This window comes from Pectobacterium artocarpous, from assembly GCF_046159765.1.
Taxonomy (GTDB): domain Bacteria; phylum Pseudomonadota; class Gammaproteobacteria; order Enterobacterales; family Enterobacteriaceae; genus Pectobacterium.
In genome coordinates this window covers 1-1,303 of record NZ_JBJXVK010000055.1, presented here as the reverse complement: position 1 = coordinate 1,303, position 1,303 = coordinate 1, and the positions used below count along the sequence as shown (strand labels likewise).

1 protein-coding gene is annotated in these 1,303 nt (G+C 48.3%); it reads right to left on the bottom strand.

Annotation, left to right across the window (positions count from 1 at the left end; all coding sequences use genetic code 11):
- Nucleotides 1-27: 27 nt before the first annotated feature.
- Nucleotides 28-1,221, bottom strand: coding sequence for an IS4 family transposase (locus tag ACKQAD_RS20200; RefSeq protein WP_409161748.1), 1,194 nt, complete (start codon nt 1,219-1,221; stop codon nt 28-30).
- Nucleotides 1,222-1,303: the final 82 nt, after the last annotated feature.

The following is a 1,303-nucleotide window of genomic DNA, read 5'->3' as shown; positions in this document are numbered from 1 at the left end:
GGCTGAGGGATCCCCACAAACCCAGTGCTAATAAACCAGCACCATATTTCGATAGGTGCTGGTGAGTTGGGCTAAAATACTCTCCAGTTTTACCCGCAATGCTATTTGAGGTGAATGCCGCAAGACATTTTCCGCCAGTGTCAAAAACGATATCACTCTTCGACTTTTAAGGCTGTTCGCCTGATAATGAAGATGAAGACCTTTATTTTCAAAATGATACCCTAATAACCAGAGAACAATGGATGCCAGTGTCGCCAGCAGACTTAGCACCCAAAGCCGCTCACCCGTTTTGCTTCCACAGGCGCGTAAGCCAAAGCCAAATCTCTCACTCTTTTCATCACGAAAGTTTTGTTCAATCTGCATGCGTCTGCTGTAGAGTTTCATGATTTCACGGGGCTTGAACTCATCAGCACTGGTAAATATCAGCCACGGCTCTTTAGCTGACGCTCGCTGTTCTTTTTCTGTTGTGGGATAGCCCGGTTTCCCCTTGCGACGCTGGCTTTTTCGGCCTTTCGGCGCTTTTTTATAAAGATAAAAATGTCCGTTGCATTGCGCCTTTTTTGAACGCGCCAGCGTACCGCTTCCCAGATATTCCGCCCGCGCCGTGCCAGCACCGTCTTTCATGTTCAGCCAGTGCTCCGGGCCATGATGAAGGCAAAATTTTACGTTTCCCCGGATGCGGCCAATAAAGTCCCATCCCAGTGCTTTGATATGCCGAAACCATCCATTGTGGAAGCCGGCGTCGGTGATGAGGGTGACTTTCGTTTGTGGGGCGATGGCACGGGCAAGCGCGTCAAGAAAGGCCTTCTGTATCAAAATATTGTTTTGCTTTTCTGACGGAACCACCTGACTCATCAAGGGGATAGCGCGACCATCACAGACAAGGCTGGCACGCAGGACATGAAAAGCCTGAGAGGGATAGCCACTCCAGTCAACGGCGATAACACACCACGGCATGTTTTGGGTCATCATGGACGTAATCTGATTAAATATTTTCGGGATATCGTTATGAAGCGCAGTGTTTCCCAAAAGGCGGTCAACCCGTTTTATTTTATCTTTCACGCGAGCAGGGCCGGGTAAATAACGCCCGATACAGGTGAGTGAAAGCGTCGCACCGCTTATCAACGCAGCGGTGGAATCAATAAGCGCATGTTGTCGATATTGATGCGTTGAAGCTAAAGCGTTACGGAAAAAAGTCTGGCATACTTTACGGACAGGCATAGGGTGATCTCATTGAATTTTTGGCGAAAATCAGTAGATCATAAAACTCTATGCCTGTCTTGTTTTCTGGGGATTCCTCAGC